Genomic DNA, 3514 nt, shown 5'->3' with positions numbered 1-3514 from the left:
CGTCGGACATGCGGAAGATTTTTCCGTATTGATCAGTTGCTCCGATCAGGGTGCCAAAGTCGTCATGGTTGAACAACGTCCGCTTCCCTGTCAACTCATTCGTGATCAACTTCAAGCGGTTGTTGACATCCCACTCGTATCTGATTTTGCGATGTTCTCGTCCGCCGGTCTTCACGCTGTGCTGTTCAGGGCGGCCTGCTACGTCATATTGCCACTGGCTGATGACGCCCCCTGGCATCAACCGCTCAATTTCCTGGCCCAACGCGTTGTATTTCATTTGCGCGGACCAAGGTGTGCCTGCGCCATTCTCCGCGCTCGAAGTCGGAGATGACCCACCAAAATCCCTTTGGGTTTGTTGGGTTTGCTGGCCTTGCTGCCCCTGACTCTTGCCCTTTCGCTCCGCCTGCATTTGAGTAACTTGCCCGAGCAGATCCCGCTCAAAGGTCAAGTGTGCTCCCAAGCTACTGCTGACCTGAGTTCGGTTGCTGTTCTCATCGTACTGGCTGGCAACCCAGTAGCCATCCTGCCATTCTTTGGTGACGCGTCCAGCGGAGTCGTACTCCAGTTTGACAGTTATGAACGGATTGGAGCTCTCCAGTAAATCGCCCACCCGGTTATAGCGATACGATTCTACCAGCCCATCGCTGTAGGCGGAAGTTGATTAATAATAAATTTTTAGTTAAGAATTAGGAAATAGACCTACTAGTGTGCTTAAGTAGGTCTACGAATCCTAGATCGATTAAACAAATTAAAATTGATATACCAGTTTAAATAGAAATAGTTATGAATATTGCCAGAATCCTGCTATTACTTGTTTTATTTCATAATTTTTAATTTGAGCAAATACATACATATAATGCCCCAAAATTAAAAGGCATGTTCCCTTTAACCACAGTCCTTGGATACCCATCTTCATCTACCTGGAACATAAAATCAAAAGAATCATTCGTAAGCTCCGATAAGTAATATTCCTCATCTTGAATCAACCGTGGATATCCGCCCATTTTAATAAAAAATGACTGATTCATCGCAACCTTCTCACTTACTATTTCCCCATTATCGATTGAATGTTTTACGAGCCCTGGATTAGTAAAAATATCAAGATCACTCTCAGGTGTTATCGGATGTTCAATTAATAGAATCGAACAATTAGGATAAATATTGTTATCCAGATAATCTTCAAAATCAATCGGGATAAATATTGAAAGCATTTGACTTTTTTGGAGCGGGTTAACTAAGCTTAGATAAAAGTGATATTTCCTATCACTATTATTAATTAAATCCTCTTTGTCATCAAAAAATGCCGGTGCTCTTCCGCCTATCCAACTCATAAATTCCTCAGTATATGTGCATGCCTGAAAAACCAAACAATGAGTTTTATCAACAAAAATATCATTATAATCTATCATTTGCATTTTATGAATCCATGTTTTTTAGCATGTGCAATAGCTTGATCTCTTAAGTCCATTACCCTCTCAGTAGCAAATGCCTTTGCCTTAACAGGATCCATTCCCCTTTCAATCAATTTTCTTTTATTACATTTCTTGTAATTGCCGCATTCCTATTAATATTAGTTAAAGCACTCTGCTTAGATAATATATCTGCATTAAAGAGCCCATACTTTCTTTGCAAAGAAGTTATCTTCTTATGAAGTGGATTTTCTATTAATGCAATAGCTGGATTATGCCTTGATAGTATTCCAACCCCTCGACTAACACCAGCATTATATTTTAACCAGGCATTTTGCAAAAGTTCATGTGCGGTATAGCCATCTTTTAGATGTAACGGACTACCGTATGGCGCTATTTCAAATTCCTTTAATAGTCCAAGCACATCAATTTATATAATTGGATCATACACATATCCATACAACGTCGGATTATTTCCAGCCAATCCAATCGGATCCTGCTGTGTGTACATGCCTTCATGTGGCGAATAGTAGCCGAAACGGTTGAAGTACAGCCCGGTCTCCACGTCCTCGTATTGGCCCGGGTAGCGGAACGGACAGGCGGTGCGATCGCCCTTAAGAATAAACTTTCTTACGTCCCCGTAGATGTCCAGCTCACAAGACCATACTTGTTCCCCGTGCTCAGGGGTACCCAGGTGGTCGGTAACGATGCTGTAATGACCTCCGCTTGTAATCTTCGCCACAGATGACCAGGCGATGAGATTCGCCGGATCAACTTTTGTCTTCAATAATTCAAAATTAATCTATTTCGTTACAAATAAAATACCCCTCAGAGGAGATATGGGATCTCTTCTGAGGGATAATTATACTGTCACAAGATATATCTCAACATCATTTTTCTTGTGATAATAATGTAGATCATAAAACATTTGTTTTCTATGGAAGTAAATTAGGTTTATATTTGAGTGCTTCCTCGACTATCTCTGCAGCACTTAGCTCTTCATCATTCCAAAATATCAAATCACTTACATTGGGATGTGGGACATTTTTCTCTAGAATATCTATCAAATTATCAAGTTCTTCTTCTGAATCTTCCGCATTTAATATTTTTTCTACAACTTTAATTAATTCTTCTTTATTAAGTTTCAAACTATAAACCACCTTTATTAGCTATATTTATCGCCCAAAATGATAACTTTTATTAAGTATTTCCTGATGAAGTCTAGGAGATACAATTAGTATGTTATCAACATTATATACTCCACCTCCATGCTGTATTGGTGTTTTATGATGTAAGATATAACTTTTATGTCCACCGTATTGCTGAGATTTAGTGGCGATAGGTGCGTAACCTTGCTGTATACGTTTAATATTAGCAGAACTAAATTCTTTTGAATATTTGGAATTAGAGACTGCTTTCCAAAACTCCCTCCTAAATTCATCAAAATTATTAAACTGTTTCCCATTTAGTTTATCCGCTACATCTTTAGGGACCACTCCAGCATTTCCATCAGTTCCCCTCATCATTTTATTTGTATCTGAGGCTTTACTACTTGTAGCAACACCAGGAGAGTTTCTGGCATTTCCTTGCCCCCCGCCACCACAATGCGTTGAATTTTCGCTACTACTGCCGCCATTCTTCTTAAGCCCAAACACATCCACCCAAATAATCGGATCGTCCACATACCCATACAGGCGTATGCCTCCAGCCAATCCAATCGGATCCTGCTGCGTGTACATGCCTTCATGTGGCGAATAGTAGCGGAAACGGTTGTAGTAGAGCCCGGTCTCCACGTCCTCATATTGGCCCGGGTAACGGAACGGACAGGCGTTGTGATCGCCCTTGAGAATAAACTTTCTTACGTTTCCGTAGATATCCAGCTCACAAGACCATACCCGTTCCCCGTGCTCATCATACATTTCCACAGGAGTACCCAGATGGTCAGTGACGATACTGTAATGACCCTCGGACGTAATCTTTGCTGCTGGATGGAAGGTGCCGTCTTCAAACACCCAAGTGATAAGACTTGCTGGGTCAGGTTCTTGCCCTGATTTATCGGAATTCGTAAGTCGAGAGAACACTGACTCAATTGATGCTGGTTCAGA

At 41.0% G+C, this 3514-nt stretch carries 5 protein-coding genes; all 5 read right to left on the bottom strand.

Annotated elements, in window-relative coordinates; translation table 11 throughout:
* A partial coding sequence (locus G358_RS0129135) for an RHS repeat domain-containing protein (RefSeq protein ID WP_026342526.1) occupies window positions 1-610 on the bottom strand: 610 nt, incomplete at its 3' end.
* A gap of 220 nt (window positions 611-830) precedes the next feature.
* Window positions 831-1415 (bottom strand): hypothetical protein, encoded by a 585-nt coding sequence (locus G358_RS31490; protein ID WP_019640783.1) that lies wholly within the window; start codon window positions 1413-1415, stop codon window positions 831-833.
* Window positions 1416-1839: 424 nt separating this feature from the next.
* Window positions 1840-2196, bottom strand: coding sequence for an RHS repeat domain-containing protein (locus G358_RS34360; protein WP_019640782.1), 357 nt, complete (start codon window positions 2194-2196; stop codon window positions 1840-1842).
* A 148-nt stretch (window positions 2197-2344) separates the two neighbouring features.
* Window positions 2345-2557 (bottom strand): bacteriocin immunity protein, encoded by a 213-nt coding sequence (locus G358_RS0129120; RefSeq protein ID WP_019640781.1) that lies wholly within the window; start codon window positions 2555-2557, stop codon window positions 2345-2347.
* 27 nt (window positions 2558-2584) lie between these two features.
* On the bottom strand, window positions 2585-3514 hold a 930-nt coding region (locus tag G358_RS34355; protein ID WP_019640780.1), incomplete at its 5' end, for an RHS repeat domain-containing protein.

This window comes from Paenibacillus fonticola DSM 21315 (genome assembly GCF_000381905.1).
Lineage (GTDB): Bacteria > Bacillota > Bacilli > Paenibacillales > Paenibacillaceae > Fontibacillus > Fontibacillus fonticola.
Note: the sequence above shows the minus strand (reverse complement) of the source record. Positions and strands in the feature narration are given on the sequence as shown.